17 protein-coding genes are annotated in these 21,574 nt (G+C 60.9%); 3 read left to right on the top strand and 14 right to left on the bottom strand.

The window, feature by feature from the left end; genetic code table 11:
* Positions 1-83: 83 nt before the first annotated feature.
* The 6 genes from PQR54_RS38320 to PQR54_RS38295 all read right to left on the bottom strand — a co-directional run bounded on the left by PQR54_RS38320 (position 84) and on the right by PQR54_RS38295 (position 5,892).
* On the bottom strand, positions 84-809 hold the full coding sequence (locus tag PQR54_RS38320) for an amino acid ABC transporter ATP-binding protein (RefSeq protein WP_012434314.1): 726 nt from the start codon (positions 807-809) through the stop codon (positions 84-86).
* Positions 806-1,483: a glutamate/aspartate ABC transporter permease GltK gene (gltK, locus tag PQR54_RS38315; RefSeq protein ID WP_408219013.1), complete on the bottom strand. Its 678-nt coding sequence runs from the start codon at positions 1,481-1,483 to the stop codon at positions 806-808. The genes PQR54_RS38320 and gltK overlap by 4 nt, the downstream gene beginning before the upstream one ends.
* On the bottom strand, positions 1,483-2,223 hold the full coding sequence (locus tag PQR54_RS38310; protein WP_408255245.1) for an amino acid ABC transporter permease: 741 nt from the start codon (positions 2,221-2,223) through the stop codon (positions 1,483-1,485). Before PQR54_RS38310 ends, gltK begins: the two co-directional genes overlap by 1 nt.
* Positions 2,224-2,305: 82 nt before the next feature.
* Positions 2,306-3,199 (bottom strand): glutamate/aspartate ABC transporter substrate-binding protein, encoded by an 894-nt coding sequence (locus PQR54_RS38305; protein ID WP_106284010.1) that lies wholly within the window; start codon positions 3,197-3,199, stop codon positions 2,306-2,308.
* 275 nt (positions 3,200-3,474) lie between these two features.
* Positions 3,475-4,797, bottom strand: a complete 1,323-nt coding sequence (locus PQR54_RS38300) for a Glu/Leu/Phe/Val family dehydrogenase (RefSeq protein WP_408255242.1) — start codon at positions 4,795-4,797, stop codon at positions 3,475-3,477.
* 138 nt (positions 4,798-4,935) lie between these two features.
* Positions 4,936-5,892 (bottom strand): LysR family transcriptional regulator, encoded by a 957-nt coding sequence (locus PQR54_RS38295; protein WP_408255239.1) that lies wholly within the window; start codon positions 5,890-5,892, stop codon positions 4,936-4,938.
* A 237-nt stretch (positions 5,893-6,129) separates the two neighbouring features.
* On the opposite strand from PQR54_RS38295, the gene PQR54_RS38290 reads away from it, so the two are divergent.
* Both PQR54_RS38290 and purB read left to right on the top strand, forming a co-directional pair.
* Entirely contained in the window at positions 6,130-6,882 is a 753-nt protein-coding gene (locus PQR54_RS38290; RefSeq protein WP_408255236.1) for a glycosyltransferase family 2 protein, read from the top strand.
* Between the two features lie 117 nt (positions 6,883-6,999).
* Complete coding sequence (gene purB, locus PQR54_RS38285; protein WP_408255233.1) at positions 7,000-8,388, top strand: adenylosuccinate lyase; 1,389 nt, start codon at positions 7,000-7,002, stop codon at positions 8,386-8,388.
* A 93-nt stretch (positions 8,389-8,481) separates the two neighbouring features.
* On the opposite strand, the gene PQR54_RS38280 is transcribed toward purB, so the two are convergent.
* The 4 genes from PQR54_RS38280 to edd form a co-directional block, all read right to left on the bottom strand.
* The gene (locus PQR54_RS38280; protein WP_408255231.1) at positions 8,482-8,979 is read right to left on the bottom strand and encodes a gluconokinase; all 498 of its coding nucleotides are present in this window, start codon (positions 8,977-8,979) and stop codon (positions 8,482-8,484) included.
* Positions 8,980-8,989: 10 nt separating this feature from the next.
* On the bottom strand, positions 8,990-10,375 hold the full coding sequence (locus PQR54_RS38275) for a GntP family permease (protein ID WP_408255229.1): 1,386 nt from the start codon (positions 10,373-10,375) through the stop codon (positions 8,990-8,992).
* Between the two features lie 258 nt (positions 10,376-10,633).
* Positions 10,634-11,275 carry a bifunctional 4-hydroxy-2-oxoglutarate aldolase/2-dehydro-3-deoxy-phosphogluconate aldolase gene (eda, locus tag PQR54_RS38270; RefSeq protein WP_408255227.1) on the bottom strand — a complete coding sequence of 214 codons (642 nt, stop codon included), beginning with the start codon at positions 11,273-11,275 and terminating at the stop codon, positions 10,634-10,636.
* A 25-nt stretch (positions 11,276-11,300) separates the two neighbouring features.
* Positions 11,301-13,205 (bottom strand): phosphogluconate dehydratase, encoded by a 1,905-nt coding sequence (gene edd, locus PQR54_RS38265; protein ID WP_408255225.1) that lies wholly within the window; start codon positions 13,203-13,205, stop codon positions 11,301-11,303.
* A gap of 298 nt (positions 13,206-13,503) precedes the next feature.
* Between edd and PQR54_RS38260 the strand changes: the two genes are divergently transcribed.
* Entirely contained in the window at positions 13,504-14,349 is an 846-nt protein-coding gene (locus PQR54_RS38260; RefSeq protein ID WP_408255222.1) for a MurR/RpiR family transcriptional regulator, read from the top strand.
* A gap of 54 nt (positions 14,350-14,403) precedes the next feature.
* On the opposite strand, the gene PQR54_RS38255 is transcribed toward PQR54_RS38260, so the two are convergent.
* The 4 genes from PQR54_RS38255 to PQR54_RS38240 form a co-directional block, all read right to left on the bottom strand.
* Positions 14,404-16,197 (bottom strand): methyltransferase domain-containing protein, encoded by a 1,794-nt coding sequence (locus tag PQR54_RS38255; RefSeq protein ID WP_408255220.1) that lies wholly within the window; start codon positions 16,195-16,197, stop codon positions 14,404-14,406.
* 7 nt (positions 16,198-16,204) lie between these two features.
* Complete coding sequence (locus tag PQR54_RS38250; RefSeq protein WP_408255219.1) at positions 16,205-18,061, bottom strand: peptide transporter; 1,857 nt, start codon at positions 18,059-18,061, stop codon at positions 16,205-16,207.
* An 84-nt stretch (positions 18,062-18,145) separates the two neighbouring features.
* Positions 18,146-19,783, bottom strand: a complete 1,638-nt coding sequence (locus PQR54_RS38245; RefSeq protein WP_408255217.1) for a ShlB/FhaC/HecB family hemolysin secretion/activation protein — start codon at positions 19,781-19,783, stop codon at positions 18,146-18,148.
* Positions 19,784-20,368: 585 nt separating this feature from the next.
* Positions 20,369-21,574: beta strand repeat-containing protein (locus tag PQR54_RS38240; protein ID WP_408255215.1), on the bottom strand; the 1,206-nt coding region annotated here is incomplete at its 5' end.

Below are 21,574 nucleotides of genomic sequence, written 5' to 3'. Positions count from 1 at the left end.
AAAGCCGCTTCTTCACGAAGCGGCTTTTTTTGCCCGACCCGCGCCGCGCCGCGTGAACGGCGCGACGCGATGCGACAACAAACTCAGTGCAGGATCTTCGCCAGAAAGTCCTTCGCGCGATCCGACTTCGGATTGGCGAAGAAGTCTTCCTTGCGGTCGTCTTCCACGATCAAGCCCTTGTCCATGAAGATCACGCGGTGCGCGACCTTCTTCGCGAAGCCCATTTCGTGCGTCACGCACATCATGGTCATGCCTTCCTGCGCGAGTTCGACCATCACGTCGAGCACTTCGTTGATCATTTCCGGATCGAGCGCCGAAGTCGGCTCGTCGAACAACATGGCGATCGGATCCATCGACAACGCGCGAGCAATCGCCACACGCTGCTGCTGACCGCCCGACAACTGCCCCGGAAACTTGTCCGCATGCGCACGCAGGCCGACGCGATCGAGCAGCTTCAAACCCTTCGCTGTAGCTTCGTCGTTCGAGCGGCCGAGCACCTTCACCTGCGCGAGCGTGAGGTTCTGCACGATCGACAGATGCGGAAACAGCTCGAAGTGCTGGAACACCATGCCGACCTTCGCACGCAGCTTCGACAGATTGGTTTTCTTGTCGGTGAGCGACTGCCCGTTGATGACGATCTCGCCCTTCTGGAACGGCTCGAGGCCGTTGACGGTTTTGATCAGCGTGGACTTGCCCGAGCCGGACGGCCCGCACACCACCACCACTTCACCCTTTTTGACTTCCGTCGTGCAGTCGGTCAGCACTTGAAACTGGCCGTACCACTTCGAAACATTCTTGATAGAGATCATCTTGCGACCTTTTTCTGAAGACCTTTGACGAGGCTCGACGCGACCACACAGATCACGAAATAACACGCGCCCGCGAACAGTACCATCTCGACATTCGTACCGTCACGGTCGCCAATATTCGTGGCGGTGCGGAAGAAGTCGGCGAGGCTGATCACGTAGACGAGCGACGTATCCTGAAACAGCACGATACCCTGCGTGAGCAGCAGCGGCACCATGGCGCGGAACGCCTGCGGCAGCACGATCAGACGCATGGCCTGCGAGTAGCTCATGCCGAGCGCGAACGCCGCGTTGACCTGCCCGCGCGGCACCGACTGAATGCCGGCGCGGATGATCTCCGAATAGTACGCCGCCTCGAACAACGAGAAAGCGACCATGGCCGACGCGAGGCGAATGTCGATATCCGGCGACAACCCGAGTACGTTTTGCAGCACTTGCGGCACGATCAGGAAGAACCACAGCAGCACCATCACCAGCGGGATGGAACGGAAGATCGTCACGTAGCCCTTCGCGAACCACTCGAAGGGTTTGAACGACGACAACCGCAACATGGCGAGAATGGTGCCCCAGACAATGCCGAACACGATCGCGATCAGCGTGATCTTGAGCGTGACGATGGCGCCGGTCCACAGCGTAGGCAATGCGCCCGGAATACCGCTCCAGTCGAAATGATGCATTACTTGCCTCCGATATAGCCGGGCAACCGGGTCTTGGCTTCGACCCAGCGCATGAGTTGCATCACGACCAGATTGATCAGCATGTACGCGATCGTGACCGCGATGAACGACTCATACGTCTGCGACGTGTAGTCGACCAGTTGGCGCGCCTGGGCGGACAGATCGAGCAGACCGATCGTCGATGCAACCGCCGAGTTCTTGAAGATATTCAGAAACTCGGACGTCAGCGGCGGCACGATGATCCGGTAGGCGACCGGCAGCAGCACATAGCGATACGTCTGCCATTGTGTGAAGCCCATGGCGAGACCCGCGGCGCGCTGACCCTTCGGCAACGCGTTGATACCCGAGCGCACCTGCTCGCACACGCGCGCAGCCGTGAAAAGCCCGAGACAGATGATCGACGACGAGAAAAACTGCGCGCTGGGCGGCAGTTGCTTGAACCAGTTGCCTATTGAAACAGGCAGCAACTCCGGTATCACCAGATACCAGATAAAGAACTGCACGATCAGCGGGATGTTACGGAAAATCGCGACATACAGCGTGCCGATGCCCGACGCCCATTTATTCGGCACCGTGCGCAGCACGCCGAACAACGAACCGCCGATCAGCGCGATCACCCACGCCGACAGCGACACGGTAATCGTCACCCAGAAGCCCGACAGCAGCCAGCCCAGATAAGTGGTCGGCTCGCCGGTGGAGACGGGACTCAGCAGAATGCCCCAGTTCCAGTGATATGACATGACCAAGACTCCAGCAAAAAGAAACGGAAGAAGCGCGTGGCCCCTTCCGTTTCGTTCAGCGTTTCAAAAAAACAGCTAAGGTTTAATCGATTGCCTTGTCATTCGGGCTCTTGTAGAGAGCCTTGATATCGTCGCTTTCCGGGAAGTTCAGGTTCAGTCCCTTCGGCGGAATCGGCGATTCGAACCACTTCTTGTAGATCGCGTCGGCTTCGCCCGAGGTTTCGACCTTGGCGATCGCGTCGTCCACCACCTTCTTGAACTCCGGATCGTTCTTGCGAATCATGCAGCCGTACGCTTCATGCGATTGCGGCGTGCCGACGATCACGAAATCGCCCGGATTGTTCGACTTTGCGCGTTCGCCCGCGAGCAGCGCGTCGTCCATCATGAAGGCAGCGGCGCGGCCCGTGGAGAGCGTCAGGAACGACTCGCCGTGGTCCTTCGCGCTGATGATGTTCATGCCCATGCTCTTGTCCTGGTTCATCTTGCGAAGCAGGCGCTCGGACGTGGTGCCGGCGGTCGTGACGACCGTCTTGCCCTTCAGGTCCGCCCAGTCCTTGATGCCGGAGTCTTTCTTGGTCATCAGGCGCGTGCCGATCACGAAGATCGTGTTCGAGAAGGCAGCCTGTTGCTGACGTTCAGCATTGTTGGTGGTGGAGCCGCATTCCATGTCGACGGTGCCGTTCTGCACCAGCGGAATACGGTTTTGCGACGTGACCGGCGTGAGCTTCACCTTCAGGTTCGGCATGTTCAGCTTCTGCTTCACTGCCTCTACGACCTTCAGAGCGAATTCCTGCGAGTAGCCGATAACGTTCTGTTTGTCGTCGTAATACGAAAACGGGATCGACGATTCGCGATGACCCAGCGAAATGACACCCGTGTCCTTGATCTTTTTCAGCGTACCAGCGTCTTGCGCATGCGCGCCAACCGTAAACAGTCCGAGAGTCGCGAGCAGCAGCGCAGCTTTTTTAACCTTCATGTGTGATCTCCTTGGCAAGAACCGGCGCCAGTTTAGCAAAGTAATTATTCTGAAAGTATCGCTATAAACCATGTTGTTGCGTGTGCGCCGCTACAGCTTTGCGGCGCTTCAGGCCGGTCGGTCAACCTTTCCGCATATGCAAAGGCGGGCGGCATCGATACGATGCCGCCCGCCGGGTCGAACACGCCGTCTTGTGGACCGCGTTGAAGCAAGAGTTGGCGGCGGCCCTGCGGGGTAGCGGAACCGCCGTTTGCAGCAAACAAAAAGCGGAAAGATCAGGGATACAGGCCGCGCAGTTCGCGTGCTTCCAGGATCCGCTTACACGCGACGATAAACGCCGCCGTCCGCACCGACACCTTCTGCTCGCTCGCCACCTGCCACACTGCGGCAAACGCTTCACGCATCACACGCTCGAGGCGCTGGTTGATCTCGTCTTCCGTCCAGAAGAAGCTCGAGAAGTCCTGCACCCATTCGAAGTACGACACGGTCACGCCGCCGGCATTGGCCACCACGTCCGGAATCACGAGGATGCCGCGATCGTGCAGGATGTCGTCCGCAGCCGTGGTGGTCGGGCCGTTCGCGCCTTCCACGACGATCTTCGTCTTGATCTTGCTGGCGTTCTTTTCGGTGATCTGGTTTTCCAGCGCCGCCGGAATCAGGATGTCCGATTCGACGGTCCAGAACTCTTCGTTCGTGACTGCGTCGGCTTCGGGGAAACCACCCACGCCGCCCGTCTTCGCCACGTGCTCGAGCAGTGCGACGGCGTCGATACCGGTCGACTTGTACAGCGAGCCGGTGTGATCCTGCACCGCAACCAGCTTCGAACCGGCTTCCTGGAACAGACGCGCCGCGATGCCGCCCACGTTACCGAAACCTTGAACCGCAATGCGTGCGCCTTCGATGTCGACGCCGATACGGCGCGCGGCTTCCGAAGCCGTGACGAACACGCCACGGCCCGTCGCCTCGCGGCGGCCGAGCGAACCGCCCAGCGTGATCGGCTTGCCCGTCACGACGCCGGTGGCCGTTTGGCCCTGGTTCATCGAGTACGTGTCCATCATCCACGCCATGATCTGCTCGTTCGTGTTCACGTCCGGCGCGGGAATGTCGGTATTCGGTCCGATGATGATGCCGATTTCGCTGGTGTAGCGGCGCGTCACACGCTCCAGCTCACCACGCGACAAGGTGCGCGGATCGACACGGATGCCGCCCTTCGCGCCGCCGTACGGCACGTTCACGGCAGCGTTCTTCACCGACATCCACGCCGACAAGGCCATCACTTCCGACAACGTCACGTCCTGGTGGTAACGCACACCGCCCTTGCCCGGACCGCGCGACACGTTGTGCTGCACGCGATAGCCTTCGAAGTGAGCGACCGTGCCGTTATCGAGTTCGATAGGCACGTCGACGATCAGAATGCGCTTCGGGCGCTTCAGGGTTTCGAGCCAGCGGGACAGCGAGCCGAGATACGGCGCGACGCGATCGACCTGGCGCAGGTAGTTGCCCCACGGGCCGAGATCGTCTTTATTCAGGTAGGAAGGAACCGACTGCAACGTTGATGCGGATTGGGCTGCTTGTGCTGCCTGTTGCTGGGATGACATGAACGCTCCGGCGTTGAACGAATGACAGCATTGTGGAAAAACGCCGTTTTGAAATCCAATGCCGTTTCCTTATCCGATTATGTTTTTTTTGCATAACCATCAAGAAGCCGCAAATTCGCGTCGTCGGCAGGCAGGATTTCAGGCCGTGCCTTGCGCCAGTTCCTCCGACACCACCTCCCACAATTGACGCGCGAGAATCTGCCGCGCGTCGTCGCTCTTCGCCGCGAGCTTGTCGCGATAGAGACGAATCTCCATGGTCAGCGTGAGCTGGCCTTCCGGCGTGCCGCGCGTGGCGCGGTCCAAACGGATCAGCTTGCCGTCGGCGACCGCGTCTTCCACCGCGCTGTGCGGCAGGAAGGCGATGCCGTGTCCGGCCAGCGCCATCGCCTTGAGTCCTTCGGCCATGTCGGTTTCGTAGAGGCGATCGAGGTACAGGCGCTCCGGCGCATTGGCCAGGATCACTTCGGTCATGCGGCCCAAGTACGCGTTCGGCGTGTACGACAGGTAAGGCGTGGGCGCCTCGGCCGTGCCCGGCAACGTGTGACGCGGCCGGCCGGCGCGGCCCGGCGCCGAGAACGGACTGATCGGTTCGTTGCCGAGCGTCAGCATGTCGTAGCGGCCCGGATCGAGCGCGACCGGATGGCTGGGATGGTGATAGCCCATCATCAGATCGCAGCCGCCTTCCACCAGCGACAACGCCGCGTCGTGCACGTTCAGGGCTCGCAGACGCGTGTGGATCGGACCCAGATGGGCTTCGATCCGCTGCAGCCAGCGCGGGAAGTAGGTCAACGACAACGTATGTGGCACGGCGAACTCGATGGTCGCCTGCGGCGTCGCGGTGTGGCCGCGCAGCAGTGCACGGGCTTCGTGGAACTGCGAGAGCATCGCGAGCGCCTGCTCGTTGAACACCTGGCCGGCCGCCGTGAGCCGCGTCGGATAGACCGAGCGGTCGATCAGCTCCGTGCCGAGCCATGCTTCGAGCGCCTGAATCCGCCGGGAGAACGCCGGCTGCGTGACGTGGCGCAATTCAGCCGAGCGGCTGAAACTACGCGTTTCCGCGAGCGAAACGAAGTCTTCGAGCCATTTCAGTTCCATGCGGGGCCTGCTGCCGACGGGAGAGAGGAAGTCAGCATTCTAGTGGGTGTCGTGAGACGGGTAGGCGCGGCCGTGCGAGAGGCCGCGTGATAACCCTCCATCAGGAAATCGGATTGCGCCGATGGCGCCGGCCGGCCGCGAGCCGCTATCTTGCTGCGCGCACGCCCCGGCGGCCAGCCCGCCGCGCCCTCCATCAACTCTCTTTGACAACGCGCCTTTCCGTGCGCGAGACCCGCCATGCCCCCACTCGTCTCCATCATCACGCCGACGGCCGATCGCGACCGTTTCCTGCCGGCCATCGCGCGCTGCGTGCTTCGCCAGCAAGTCGACTGGGAATGGTTGGTCCTCGACGATAGCCCCGAGCCGAGCGCGTATTTGCAGGCGCTGGCCTTGCAGGACACGCGCATTCGCTACTTTCATTCCGCCGCGCGCATGTCGATCGGCGCCAAGCGCAACGCGCTGATCGCGGAATCGCGCGGTTCGGTCATCGCCCATTTCGACGATGACGACCACTACGCGCCGCATTACCTCGCACACATGGTCAGGACGATGCAGGAGAACCGCGCGGACCTCATCAAGCTGTCGGGCTTCTTCATGTACGCGCCGCACACGCAATTCTTCGGCTACATGGACCTGAACGCGAAAGTGGGCCTGCACTACGAACTGAGCGGCCGTTCGGTCAGCCATATCGAATTCCACGAGAAGATGCAGATCGGCGCGGATTTCATCCTGTTCTACGGCTTCTCGTATGTGTATGACAAAGCGCTTGCCGCGATCTCGGCCTTCGACGACATCAACCTGTGCGACGACGAGAGCTTCATCCGGCGCGTAGTCGAAGCAGGCCGCAACGTGATCGCCGTGGACGATCCGCAGGCGAGCTGCCTGCATCTGGTCCACCCCGCGTCCACCTCGCGCTGTTTTTCCCGCTATTCGCTACCACCGTTCACGCTGCCAACCCTGTTTCCCGGCTACGAGGGCTATCCGGGCTAGCCGCCGCACACGCGCCGCGCGGCGCCGCGTCGAAATCAGGCCAATCAGCGTCCGGTGGTAAAATTCGCGATTCCCGCAGTTTCCTCCGCGTTTTCATCCTTGCGCCACGCCCCCATCATGTCCGACACCCGCCCCGACACCCTGTTCGCGCTGAACGCGCTCTCCCCGCTCGACGGCCGCTACGCCTCGAAAACCGAAGCCCTGCGCGACTGGCTCTCGGAAGCCGCTTTCATGCGCAATCGCGTGACGGTCGAAATCCATTGGCTGATCGCGCTCTCGCGCGCCGGTTTCGCCGAAGTGCCGCGCTTTTCCGAAGCGTCCGAACAATTCCTGCTGCAACTGGCCGAGCGCTTCACCGCGCACGACGCCGCGCGCATCAAGGAAATCGAACGTGTGACGAATCACGACGTGAAAGCGGTCGAATACTGGCTGAAGGAATCGGTGAAGGGTCAGGCGGAACTGGAGCGCGCGAGCGAGTTCATCCACTTCGCGTGTACGTCGGAAGACATCAACAACACCTCGCACGGCCTGATGCTGGCGGGCGCTCGCGAACACGTGATTCTGCCGGCGCTGCGCTCGGTGCATCAGCGTCTGATCGCACTGGCCCACGCGCACGCTGAACAGCCGATGCTGTCGCGCACGCACGGCCAGCCGGCCAGCCCGACCACGCTCGGCAAGGAACTCGCCAACGTCGCGGCCCGCCTGGAGCGCGCGATCGACCGTATCGCCAAGGTCGAACTGCTCGGCAAAATGAACGGCGCGGTCGGCAACTTCAACGCGCATCTGTCGGCCTATCCGGAGTTCGACTGGGAAGCGTTCTCGCGCGAAGTGGTCGAGCAGCGTCTGAAGCTCACGTTCAATCCGTACACGATCCAGATCGAGCCGCACGACTACATGGCCGAACTGTTCGACGCGGTCTCGCGCGCCAACACGATCCTGCTGGATCTGGACCGCGACGTGTGGGGCTACATCTCGGTCGGTTACTTCAAGCAGCGCACCAAGGCCGGCGAAATCGGTTCGTCGACCATGCCGCACAAGGTCAATCCGATCGACTTCGAGAACTCGGAAGGCAACCTCGGCCTGGCTAACGCCACGCTGCGCCATCTCGCCGACAAGCTGCCCGTCTCGCGCTGGCAGCGCGACCTGACCGATTCGACGGTGCTGCGCAATATCGGCGTCGCGTTCGGTTACTCGCTGCTCGCGTACGACTCGCTGATCCGCGGTCTGGACAAGCTCGAAGTGAATGCACAGCGTCTGAACGAAGACCTCGACAACTGCTGGGAAGTGCTGGCCGAGCCGGTGCAAACCGTGATGCGCCGTTACGGCATCGAGAATCCGTACGAGCAGTTGAAGGAATTGACGCGCGGCAAGGGCATCACGCGTGAAGCGCTGCAAACGTTCGTCAACGGTCTCGCGATTCCGCAGGACGCGAAAGACCGCTTGCTCGCGATGACGCCGGGTTCCTATATCGGCAAGGCGGTTGAATTGGCTAAGCGGATCGCTTGATCGGCTAACGTCGTGCATGGCCTCGTTAAAGTCGAGGCGTAAAAAAACCGCTCCGTGGAGCGGTTTTTTATTTGCAGCAGCGAAAACAAAAACTCACTTGCGCGCTTCAACCTGCTTCAGCACTTCAACGACGATCTCTTCCGGCGACAATTCGATGCTCACCGTGATCGCTTCGTCCGCGCCCGGCTCTTCGAGTGTATCGAGCTGGCTTTGCAACAGCGACGGATCGAAGAAATGCCCGGTGCGTGTGGTCAGCCGCTGCTCCAGCACTTCACGCGAACCCTTCAGATACACGAAGCACACATCCTTGTCGCCGTCGCGCAAAACGTCGCGGTACGAGCGCTTCAGGGAAGAGCACGTGAACACCGCCGTCTCACCCGCCTGCTGCTTCTCGACGATCGCCACGCGGATGGTTTGCAGCCACGGCCACCGGTCTTCGTCGGTAAGCGGAATGCCGTGGTGCATTTTCTCTTTGTTGGCGGCGCTGTGAAACGCGTCGCCGTCGGTGAACGCGCAATGCAGGCGCTCCGCCAGCATTTCGCCAATTCTCGTCTTGCCGGCGCCCGACACGCCCATTGCGATCAGAATCATCAAAAACTCCTTACACGACCGCCGCGAGTGCGAAGGTCAAACCCAAGCCCATCAGTGAAATGATGGTTTCGAGGAGCGACCATGTCTTGAAGGTCTGCCCCACCGTCATACCGAAGTATTCCTTGATCAGCCAGAAACCGCCGTCGTTCACGTGCGAGAAAATCAGCGAGCCCGAACCGGTGGCCAGCACCAGCAATTCCGGCTCGACATGCACGCCGCTAGCCGAAGCGATCGGCGCGACGATGCCGCACGCCGTGGTCATGGCGACCGTCGCCGAACCCGTGGCCAGACGAATCAATGCGGCCACCAGCCAGCCGAACAACAGCGGCGACAGATGCATGGCCGTTGCCACATTGACGATTTCCTTCGAAATGCCGCTGTCCATCAGCACGCGCCCGAAACCGCCGCCCGCGCCGACGATCAGCGTAATGCCCGCGATCGGCGCGAGACAGTCGCCGCAGAATTTCTGGATCTGCTCGCGAGTGAAACCGCGGCTCGCACCGAATGTCCAGAAGCTCACCAGCACTGCGATCAGCAGCGCGACGTCCGAGTTGCCGGCGAAGTGCAGCAGATCGTTCGGCAAGGTTTTCGGCGTGGTGAAGAGATCGGCCCAGCTTCCGACCAGCATCAGAATCACCGGCAGCAGGATCGTGAGCAGCGTGATGCCGAAGCTCGGCAGTTCGCGCTTAGGTGCCGCGTTTTGTGCGCCGTCTTTAGTTTCGTCACCGTGACCCAGGAATTGCGCGGCGAGCGCGTTGTCTTTCGGCAGCTTGATATAGCGGCTGATCATCAACGCGAACAGCGGACCCGCGACGATTGCGGTCGGCACACCGACAATCAGCCCATAAGCGATGGTCCGACCGATATCCGCGTGATACGCCTGCACCGCGAGCATCGCGGCCGGATGCGGCGGAAGCAGCCCGTGCACAACGGACAGACCCGCGACCATCGGCAAGCCGACCAGCAGCAACGACTTGTTGGTGCGTTTCGCGACGTTGAACGCAATAGGAATCAGCAGCACGAACCCGACTTCGAAGAACACCGGCAAGCCGACGATAATCGCCACGATCATCATCGCCCAGTGGATGTTCTTCTCGCCGAAAAAGTCGATCAACGTAGTGGCGATGCGCTCGGCGCCGCCCGATTCGGCCATCATCTTGCCGAGCATCGTGCCTAAACCGACCACGATGGCGATGTGCCCGAGCGTATTGCCGTTACCCGTTTCGAACGATTTGACGATGGTCGACATCGGCATGCCGGATGCAAGACCCAGCAGCAGCGACACGATGATCAGAACGAGGAACGGATAGACCTTGTAGCGTGTGATCAGCAGGATCAGCAATGCGATGGCGATCACCGCAAAGACTAGCAGCGTGCTGCCGTGGACAGCTTCCATGAAGCCCCTCCTTTTGCGTTATTGATTTGAAGTGCGTGCGGAACACAGCCAGCACCTTGTCTCACGGCGACCTGTGCGGCACCTTGAAACCGGGCTGACCGCGCGGACGCTGAATTTTACTGTTTGTTATCTGCAAACGTGCGCCAATTCTGCGCGCATATCGCAAAAGAGCCTCGTCAAGACAGCCTGAACAGCTGTATCGACGAGGCTCCTTTGTGTCGGACCTTGATAAAGGGTTAACGAGCGCGCGGCTTCAACTTAGTGAGCCGGTGCCGCCAACTGGCTCGCGGCACGCGCCAGACGCGTGACCTCGTCCCAGTTTTGCGCGGCGAGCGCGGCTTTCGGCGTGAGCCACGAACCGCCCACGCACACCACGTTCGGCAGCGACAGGAAATGCGTGGCCGTTTCCGCCGTGATGCCGCCGGTCGGGCAGAACTTCAGAGTCGGGAACGGGCCGTGGAACGCTTGCAGCATCGGCACGCCGCCGGCTTGCTGCGCCGGGAAAAACTTCACGATCTCATAGCCGAGTTCGAGCGCCGTGATGATGTCCGTCGGCGTCATCACGCCCGGCAGCAGCGGCAAGCCCGCATCCTGCGCGGCCTTGTGCATGTCTCTCGTCAGGCCAGGGGAGACGCCGAACTGCGCGCCCGCCTTCTTGGCTTGAGCGCAATGCTCGGGCTTCGTAATCGTGCCGACACCGACCACGATATCTTCGGCCAACTGGCTCGCGCGTTCGATCGCTTCGAGGCCTGCTGCGGTGCGCAAGGTGATTTCCAGCACCTTCACGCCACCCGCGTGCAGCGCGCGAGATACGTGTTCACCCTGTTCGACCGAGTCGAACGCGAGCACCGGAATCACCGGGCCGAGGCGCACGATATCGCTAACTGTTTTCGACGTCATAGTCAGACTCCTTGTTCTGCAGCACTTAGCTGGCGTGAGTGGTGCTTGTGTGTTTTGCGGTGTGAGCTTTGGCTGCTTCGCCGTGAAGCGCCGAACGCTCGCCCACCATCGCGCCGAATACCGACGCACCCTGCTCCGCCGGCGCCGCCGCCGCACGGAATACACCGAACAGTTCGCGGCCGAAGCCGACTTCGTTTTCCGCCTGATGCTGCGGCACGGCGTTAGGCCGGGCTGCCCATTCGGCTGCGTCGATCTCGATGTCGAGCACGCCGGCTTCGGCGTCGATCACCAGCATGTCGCCGGTGCGCACCTTGCCGATCGGCCCTTCCAGCAACGCTTCCGGAGAAAGATGAATTACCGCCGGCACCTTGCCCGACGCGCCGGACATGCGGCCGTCCGTGACCAGTGCAACATGGAAACCTTGATCCTGCAACACACCGAGCAGCGGCGTCAAACGATGCAGCTCAGGCATGCCGTTTGCCCGCGCGCCCTGGAAGCGCACGACGGCGATGAAGTCGCGCTTCAGCTCGTGCTTGTCGAACGCTTCCTGCACGGCTTCCTGCGAATCGAACACGATCGCCGGCGCCTTCACCTTGCGATGCTGCGTCGCGACCGCCGAAATCTTGATGACGCCGCGGCCGAGCTTGCCCTTCATCAGACGCAATCCGCCGTCCGGCTGGAACGGTTCCTTGATGCCGCGCAGCACCGCCGTGTCTTCGCTGGTTTGCGCGCCCGGCACCCATTGCAGCTTGCCGTCGATCAGCTTCGGCTCTTCCGTGTAGTGCTTCAGGCCCTTGCCCGCGACGGTGTTCACGTCTTCGTGCAGCAAGCCGCCTTCCAGCAGATTGCGCACCAGGAACGCGACGCCGCCGGCCGCGTGGAAGTGGTTCACGTCGGCCTTACCGTTCGGATAAATCTTTGCAAGCAAAGGCACGGCTTGCGACAGCGTGTCGAAATCATCCCAATCGATCACGATGCCCGCGGCGCGTGCAATCGCCACCAGATGCAGCGTGTGGTTGGTCGAGCCGCCCGTCGCCAGCAAGGCGACGATGCCGTTGACGATCGCTTTTTCATCCACCACGTGGCCGATCGGCATGTAGTTGCCGCGGTCCACGGTCAGGTCGAGCACGCGGCGCGCGGCCTGCGCGGTCAGCGCGTCGCGCAGCGGCGTATGCGGATGCACGAAAGCCGAACTCGGCAGATGCAGGCCCATCACTTCCATCAGCATCTGGTTGCTGTTCGCGGTGCCGTAGAACGTGCAGGTGCCGTGGCTGTGATACGCGGCGGCTTCCGCTTCAAGCAGCGCGTTGCGGTCGCACTGGCCGGTCGCGAAGAGCTGGCGCGTCTTGGCTTTGTCGTCGTTGGACAGGCCGCTGCCCATCGGGCCGGCCGGCACGAAGATGGTCGGGATATGGCCGAACTGCAGCGCACCGATCAGCAGGCCCGGCACGATCTTGTCGCAGATGCCGAGGCATAGCGCCGCGTCGAACATGTTGTGCGTGAGCGCGACCGCCGTGCTCATTGCGATGACTTCGCGCGAGAACAGCGACAGTTCCATGCCGGCATTGCCTTGCGTGACGCCGTCGCACATCGCTGGTACGCCGCCCGCGAATTGCGCGACGCCGCCGTTTTCACGCGCGGCCTGCTTGATGATGTCCGGGTAGTTTTTGTACGGCGCATGAGCCGACAGCATCTCGTTGTACGAGGACACGATGCCGATGTTCGGCTCGCGGATCTGCTTGATGACGAGCTTGTCGTTGCCTTCGAGGCCGGCGAAACCGTGAGCGAGATTGGCGCAGGAGAGCGCGCCGCGCGCCGGAAACTTGCCCTGCGCCTGGTGGATGCGGGCGAGATACGCCTCACGCGTCGGCTTGCTGCGCTCGACCACACGTTGCGTGACCTTCAACAATTGCGAATGCGGGGAAACCATCGGAGCTCCTTCGTCGCTGGCTGAAGAGGTGCGGGTATGCGCGCACTGTGCCAGGTAGGTATCGCGGGATGTCGAATCAGTTGACGACGCCATCTTAGTAGAAAAACTACACGATCGCAATGTTCATTGCTGCTGCGCTGCCGCATAATCAAACCGCCCGGAACGCCCATTGGGCTTAGACTTCGCGGGTTTCATCCAAAACTTAGGGATTACACCTACAGGCTAGAATGTAGTTTTTGTACCTTTCCGGCAATCGGTATATAGTCCACGCATTCTTCAGCATAGTGCGAGTTTTCCAATGATGCTGTCTCAGGTGGAAGAGATGCGCGAGCAGTTGCGGCCCTCCGAGCGCAAACTCGCCGACTACGTGATCGAGGCGCCGCGCGAGGTGCTCGATCTGTCGATGACGGAAGTGGCCGCCCGCGCAGGCGTGAGCCAGCCGACCATCGCGCGGTTCTGTCATGCGCTCGGGTTTTCGGGCTTTCGCGAATTCAAGATCCGGCTGGCGCAGGGGATTGCGTCGGGGGTGCCGACCGTCTATCGGGACGTGCGGCCGGATGAAGGCGCGCCCGGACTGATCGCCAAAGTGTTCGACCGGACCATCGGCACGCTGATCGAGGTGCGTAATAGCCTGTCGCCGGATAGCGTGGAAGCGGCCGTTGAGTTGCTGGCGAATGCGGCGCGCATTGAGTTCTATGGAGCGGGCGGATCGGGCATCGCCGCGCAGGATATCCAGCACAAGTTTTTCCGGCTCGGCATGCCGAGTGTTGCGTACTCCGATCCGCATACTTACTCGATGTCGGCAGCGCTGCTCGGGCCTGGCGATGTCGTGATCACGGTATCGAACACCGGCCGGACCCGCGACATCATCGAAGCGGCGCGTTCGGCGCTCGCTCGCGGCGCGAAGGTGATCGCGATCACGCATGGCAGTTCCCCGCTTGCGCGCGTCGCCTCGATCTGTCTGTTCTCGAACGTGGTCGAGGAAAACGATGTGTTTTCGCCGATGACGTCGCGCATGTCGCATCTGGCGATCGGCGATATTCTCGCGGTGGGCGTCGCGTTGAAGCGTGGGCCTGAGTTGGTGGAGCGGGTTGGGCAGGCGAAAGGGGTGATCGGCCGGTTGAGGATCGACGGCGAAGGTTGATGTGGTGCGGATGAAAAAGGCCTGCGCGATGCGCAGGCCTTTGGGGTGAAGCATTCAAACGATCGCACGTGCTGTAAAGGCTGACGAGCCTCTGCTATTCAGGTTCGATGCGATCAACGTCAACAGATGGCCGCGAATACGCGCGACGACTTCCGGCCAATCACCGCCGAAGCGCCGGCGAAAGAGGCGCATTGTTGGATACCAGGGGCTGTCTTCCCGCGTGTAGTGCCAACGCCAATCGCCGTACGAAGGCAACATCAGCCACGTCGGCTTGCCCATCGCTCCCGCGACATGCGCAACCGACGTATCCACTGTCAGCACGAGATCCAATGCCGCGATGGCGCTCGCAGTCTCGTCCATGCTGCGGATGTCCGCGCCCAGATCATGAAAGTTCGACAACCGTTGCGCGTACTGCGCGGCCTGGTCGGCACCCGCGCCTTTTTGCAGACTGAAAAACTCGGCGCCTTCGAGCTGAAACAGTTCGTCGAGCACGGACAGTGACGGCAGCGAGCGTGCATGGTCGTTTTCATGCGTCGGCGCGCCTTTGAATACCACGCCGACTTTCAACGCATGCGACCCGGCCCGCAGTAAAGCAGGCGCCTTGTCAGACGGCGCGCGCAGAAAGGGCACCGATACAGGCAGGGCGTCCAGTTCCAACGGCAGATGCGCAGGAATAGCGTGCGGGAACACCCAGTAGTCGTGCGCCGGCAATTGTGCGGCATGTTTCGCGTCGATAACGGCGTCGGCTTCGCGGGAGACTTCGAAAAGCGACACGAGCGGCGTCTGGCACATCACCGTCACGCGCGCGGCGCCGCAGCGCTCGCGCAGTATGCGAGCGAAACGAAAGAAGAAGATCTCGTCGCCGAGCCCGAACTCACTCCAGATCACGACCGACTTGCCCTCGAGCGATTCGCCCTTCCACTCGGGAAACGTGGCAGGCGGTTGCGCCGTCGTGCGGCGTTGCCAGCCGAACGGCGCCATTGCCGCTTCGCGCAACCGGAAGCCGTCGTGCAACTTGCCGCGCGAAATTGCATGCAACGCGCGATACAAACGCGGCAGATGCTCATTGGGCAGACGCACGACACATTGGTCCAAAATACGATCGACCTCATCCTCCCGGTCCCAGCGGAGCCACTCCATCATTGCCCGATGGTAGACCATGAAACGGTACGGATAAGTCTTCACCGCGCGTTGGCCAGCGTCGATACTTGCCTCGGCGCTCCGCGCCTTCACGATGTCGTCGAGCATGTTCTGCGCTGTCGGCACGGCACGCCTGCGCAACACGACTTCGATCGCGCATTCAGCAAGACCGCGTGCGGTCTGATCCACGTCGCCGCGCGCCTCATCGTAGTGATCGCGCACGAGACTCACACGTTCGCAAGTCGCAATATGCGAGAGAGTCTTGACCAGATCCACGATATTGAACGATTGCGCCGACTGCTTTTCGGGCTTGCAGATCGTGAAGCTCGCCTTGTGCCGCTTGTTGAAGCGGTTCGGCCACGTCCCCTTTCCGTACAGGTCTTCGTCGGGAAGAGTCAAAACCGCATAGCCACCGGGTTTCAACAGATCCAGCCACCTTGCCAGCGCCTTGCCCGGATTGGTGACTTCGGCGAGGACGTGACTGGCGTGCACGAAGTCGAACGACCCGTCGTCCGCGCCCTTCATCTGCACCACGTCGCCTTGCTGCTCGCCCCACGACTGGATGCGGCGAGCCCGAGGAAAGAGATGCGTGTGCGCTGCCAGCGGATCCTCACCAGTGCCGATGTCGAGGCCTTCTCCCACAAAGTAGTGCTGCATGAAGGCCGGATCGTGCGAACGGCGCAGCGCCGATTTGCTGGTTTCGTTCATGTTTGCCTCACGCAGCCGCTGGCGACTTTGCTACGTCGAGCTGCTCTTGCCACAGTGCCTGCATGCGCTCGCCGAGAATTTCCGGACGTCCCGCGAAGATCAGCTTTTCGATGGCCTGCGGACCCGCCAGCATCGCCGAGAGATCACTACGCTCTTGAGCGTCCTCGATCAAACGCAGTGCGGCGGCCTTGTACTCTTCGTTGGTGTTGGTGACCATCCACTCGGGGAAGCCGAGACGACGGAACATGCCTTCGTCGATATGCTCATGCACTTCGCGGCCGGTCTTGCACACGCCGACCAGACCTGCCCACACCGTATCGACGATGCCATTCGTATTGCCGAACGGGAACGGGTTCAGGAACAGATCGCAACCCGCGATCACCTTCATATAACCCGCGTAGTTCTGATGCTTGTGGACGACCGCCGCGTCGCCCATCAGACGGCGAATGAGATTGCGCACTTGTGGATAGATCAGGCCGTTCGCCTGGCCCATCAGGAAATGAAACTTCACCGGCACCTTCGATTCGCGCGCAATCTGGGCGCACGTATTGAGGAAGCCCGGATTCTGCTTGATCGTCGTACCGGCGACGGCGATCTTCACCACGCCTTCCGAGGGCGCCTTCTCCGGCAGATTCAACTCGAGCAGGGCAGCAGGCGCACGATACGGCATGCCGTCGGACGGCAGCTTCAGCAACTTCTCGCTGAAGCAGGCTTCGTCGCCGACGTAGTCCTCTTCGACCACCACATAATCCATTGCTTGGCCGTGCGTCGTGGCGGGATGCCCAAGCGCCATCAACTGCAGCGGGGCGACGCGCAGGCAGGCAAGCACCATCGTGATTGGGAACATGCCGACGCTCGGCATGTACATCATCTGCGCCTGGCGTGCTTCGCTCGTCTCGCGCACATGCCGGGCGGTTTCCCACAGATTCGCGCCTTCGAGCGGAATGAACTCATGGAAGACGGCCTTGCCCGCATCGTCCACGCGGCCGTTGTAGCCCATACCCACGAGGTGGAACTTGTCGCGCATCGCAACCATTGTTTGCGAGTGCGTGCGATAGATCGAGTGGTTCTTCGAGAACCATTCCAGCACCACGATGACCACGGGCTTTTCGCCGGCGGGAACCGGCGCGGCAGCGCGCTGCACATCCTGAATGTCGAGGCTCGCGAGCTTGCGGCGGATCAGCGTATTGATCGGCTTCTTGATGTCGTGCTTGCCCGGCAGGTCCGCGTAGCTGCAATGCATGTACATGTCGTGCAGGACGCCCATCGGCAGCGTGTCGATGTTTTCGATTTCTGCCAGCCGTTCGGGCAACCAGCGCAGCAGCATCTCGCGCTTCTGATGCGCGGACGGCGTGCCGAGGAAGCGCGAAGACATGATCGTCGTCGCCATGCTTGCGGCCATTACCTTGTTGGCTTTCCACAGAATATCCCAGTCGACGCGCACTTCAGATTCCGGCAAGTAGAACAACTGGAACTTGCGGAATTCGTTGTTGCGAAGCTCGATCGCGTTGCGCGCCTCTTCATCCATGCCCAGCGAACGAAGAATGTGGTCCGCGTTACGGAAAGGGCTTGCCGAGAACATCGCGGCGAGCCAGCGCTGGAACAGCATCAGACGCTTGATACCAACGTCCGAGATCGTGAATTTCGGGTCGGTGACCAACGCGGTGATCGCAGACGTGATGCGTGCGAGCAAATGCTCGTCCATGATGTTATGCGCTTCGCCCGACTGTGCCCACGTATCGACATCCATCAATACGCCGTAGTTCTGATCGATCTTGTTGAGCAGTTCCAGCAGCATGCGGCCCGCCTTCTCATGTTCACGGCGATAGCAGAGGTGTTCGAACTTGTTGATGCTGAATTTCATGATGTTCTCCGAATGATTGAATATCTTCAAAGCGTGAGTGCGTGATGGGCGGAACCGCGGCGGCCCCGTGTCATGCGATACGGGTTAGTGATTCCAGGTGACCGACAGCCAGTACTGCAGCGATTTTTTGCCGGGCTCAACCCAGGAAGCCGACGAAAAGCCATAAGGTTTCGATGCCGATGCCGAGACCGTCGCGCCGATCGGCGTGAGCCAGTCAACACTGACGCCGTAGCCGGCGAGCGTGCGCGTATTGGTGACGTCCGAGATGCCCGGATAGCTCTGTTCCCACCCTGCCCAAGGCGTGTGGTTGACGCGGCCGATCGCGAAATCGGAGAACACACCGAGTTGGATCTGGTGACCTGTCGCGACAGGGAAACGCTGGTACAGACCGAGGTTGATGACGACGCCGTCGTCGAATGAGATTTCGTCGGAGCGAAACGCGCGCACCGCATTGGGCCCGCCTGCCGCCAGCTTCTCGCTGGGATCGAGGTTGCGGTTTGTCATCTGCCCGTTGATGCGTCCCGACAGGAACAGATTGCCGCTGCGGTTCAGCGCGTAAGTACCGAAACTGTTGCCCGTGAGCTTTGCGTAGTTGCCGGCGGGGTTGGCAACCGAGTCTCCGTACGGAAAGTCGTTGCTCTGATGACCGAGCGTGATCGCGGCTTGACCGGTCACGATGTTCGTACGCAGTTGCTGCGCGCGGTCGCCATTGTCGGCCTGCACGGAGAATCGAATGGAGTCGAGCTTGCTGTGCGTCGAGGTGTCGTACTCTTTCAAGTCCGTCGACGTCTGGCTGTGCAGCAGCGACACACCGCCCCAGACATTGGCGTCAAGCCCGCGGGCGAACGGATACAGCACGCCAGCGGAGGCTGTGGTCGCCACGCCGGCCATCGGCGTAATCGTGTTCGTTGTGTATTGCTGGCGGCTGATACCGCCGGTCAGACGCAACCCGTCGTTCAGGATCGGCACGCTGCCGTCCAACTCGCCCGTCCACATCTTTTTGTCGGTGGCGAGCAGTGTGAATGCGTAGCTTTCGCCCGCGCCAAAAAAGTTGTTTCCGGCGACGGTGCCGCCCATGCGATACGTGCCCGTCGTCGGCACACCCTGGTTGTCGAAGATCAGATTGGCCGCGAGAGGCTTACCCTTCTGCGCGATGCCGTACACGACCTTTACGTCGCCTGTGCCGGCGCCGGGGCCGAATTGCGGGGCAGTGTCGAGTGCGATGCCCGGCACGTCTTGCAGAAGCTGCGTCGAACGTTCGAGACGCGACGTCTTCAGGTAACAGGCGCCCGGGAGCGCATCGCTGCCGCACAGTGCGTGCGTGATCAGCTTGTGCAGACGGGAATCCGCGACGCGCGACTTATTATGGATTTCGATCTCGCCGATGCGGCCGGGAAAGACGGAAAACATCGGCTGGCCGCCCTGTTGCAGCGCATGCCAGTCCGACTCGGTCATCAGCACCTGACCAATCGGGAAACCGCCTTGACGCAACGCATCCGTCAGTTGATCCGACCAGCGGTTGACTTCGTCTAGCGAATGGGGCGCGGCGCCGAGTTGTTGTGCCTGAGCGCGCAGCAACTGCAGCACCGCTGCTTCGTCCTGGGCTCCTGCGGGCAGAAGCTTGAAATCGACGATGGCTTTTTGCGCCGCCACCAGCGCGCTCGAATCGGCGACTGGCTCGGCGTGGACCACGCCGGTCATCAACAACGGCAAGACCCACATTGCTTGAGTGATTTGCCGATTTACTGAGTTTCTACGCCACAACATGGAAGCAATCCTTGCTTTGATTAAAACAGGGTGGCGACACGATTTTTGTGGGTTGTTTTTTATCCCAGTGATTCGTACCGCCGACACTGGAAAGAGTAAAAGTTTGATGTTCAGAAGCGAATAGGACTATTCCAAAAAAGCGTCCCGATTTTTAGGAGTCAGCGATGTGTTTGGGTCCTGCCAGCACTAGATTTGCGTCGGGAAAGCCGATCGGCGGCATGTGACTGCCGTTTATGCGGTGATAGGGCGATGGGACAATTCCTAAAATTCCGTCTGAGATTATGGTTTTTCTATTTTTCTTAATGTCATTCGCATCCGCTTCAATTTTCGTGCGCAGAATTAATCTTAGATTTTTCAGCCAAGAATAATCTCAAATAAGTACTAGTCCTTGGCCAGAATAGAAAAAGGCGGTGCGCAGAGCACCGCCTTTCGATCATCTAAATCAGCGCGCGGGAGTAGATTGTCCTGTAGAAGACCGATTACGCCGCTGCCCCGTTGGCCGCACTACTGGCGCTGGACGCCAGTAGTGCGGACGCAGGATCAGACGCCGGCTGCCGGAGCATGAACCGGGAACGCATGATCCACGCCGTGCTTCAGCCAGCCATGCGAGTTGATGACGTATGGCTTGCCATCCTTAACGCCGCTCTCCGTGTAGAAGAACTCATGCGTCTGCGCATTGACCGACAGATCCGCCTTCATCTTCGATTGCTTGTCTTCCGACGTGAAATGCTTCACGCCGTCGGCGCCATCGCGCAAGACCAGGTGACGGTCCACCGGCCCTGAGTGCGTGAGCAAACGCACATCGGCAAAATGCATCAGCATATCGACGTTCACATGCTCGACTTCGGCGTCGGCCCAGAACGCGGCATCACCTGCTCCCACCGTGAGCGGCTGCGCCTGATCGAGGTACCAGTGCGCATCCATGTCAGCCCAGATGAATGCAGCAAGACCGCCTGCACCGACTGCGCCGACCACCGCTCCAGCAGCACCGCCGGAGCTGCCATGGGCGCTGCCGCCCTCTGCGGCATCGCTACCGCCGCCCGAGACGTTGGTCGAACCGTCGTCGGTGCCGCCCGTCTGACCGCCATTCGAAATGTTGGCCGAGCCGTTGTCGGTACCGTTGCTGTCGCCACCACCGGAGATGTTGGTCGAACCATTATCCGTACCGTTGCTGTCGCCGCCACCCGAGATGTTGGTCGAACCGTTGTCGGTGCCGTTGCTGTCGCCGCCACCGGTGGTGTTGGTTGAGCCATTGGCCGTACCGTTGCTATCGCCGCCGGCAATGTTGCCGTTGTCGATGATCACAGTCGTACCGTTGTCGGTCGTGTTGATCGTGCCGTTGTCGATCACACCCGAACCGTTCGTCGAGTTACCGTCGATGGTCGTCGTGCCATTGTCCGACGTGTTGATCGTGCCGTTGTTGTCGATACCAGTACCGTTGGTCGAATCGCCCGAGATATTGGTCGTGCCGTTACCCGAGGTGTCGATCGTTCCGTTATTGTCGATGCCGTCACCGTTGGTCGAATTGCCCGAGATATTGGTCGTGCCATTGTCGGTGGTGTTGATCGTGCCATCGTTGATCACGCCACTGCCATTGGTCGAGTTACCCGAGATGTTCGTCGTGCCGTTGTCGGTCGTGTTGATCGACGCGTTCGGCTCGATCCACGTGCCGTTGCCTTCGGTCGAGTTACCGCTGATATCGGTCGAACCGTTACCGCTCGTGTTGATCGAGCCGTTGATGTCCGT

This window comes from Paraburkholderia phytofirmans (genome assembly GCF_046028095.1).
Classification (GTDB): Bacteria; Pseudomonadota; Gammaproteobacteria; order Burkholderiales; family Burkholderiaceae; genus Paraburkholderia; species Paraburkholderia phytofirmans_A.
Note: the sequence above shows the minus strand (reverse complement) of the source record. Positions and strands in the feature narration are given on the sequence as shown.